The 252-nt window shown below is 61.5% G+C and carries 1 protein-coding gene; it reads left to right on the forward strand.

Translation table 11 applies throughout. The features are described 5' to 3' along the window. Positions 1 to 245, forward strand: a 245-nt coding sequence (locus SB765_RS31925) for an acyl-CoA dehydrogenase C-terminal domain-containing protein (RefSeq protein ID WP_410932797.1), incomplete at its 5' end; no start/stop codon positions are given. Between the last annotated feature and the right edge of the window lie 7 nt (positions 246 to 252).

Raw genomic sequence — 252 nt, forward strand, 5'->3', positions numbered from 1 at the left:
CCAATGAAATTGGCGCCGCTTCGGTCGAGTACCTGCAGGCGTTTGGTTACGTCGCCTATGGCTACATGTGGGCGTTGATGGTGCGGGCGGCCAAGGCTGGCGAGGGGGATGAAGCCTTCTACTCCGGCAAACTGGGGACGGCGCGGTTCTACTTTGCGCGTCTGTTGCCGCGGGTGCAGTCATTGGTGGCCTCGGTCAAGGCGGGGAGCAAGGCGCTGTATCTGCTGGAGGCTGAGCAGTTCTGATCTGTTG

Source organism: Pseudomonas sp. SIMBA_067 (assembly GCF_046534675.1).
GTDB classification, from domain to species: Bacteria; Pseudomonadota; Gammaproteobacteria; order Pseudomonadales; family Pseudomonadaceae; genus Aquipseudomonas; species Aquipseudomonas putida.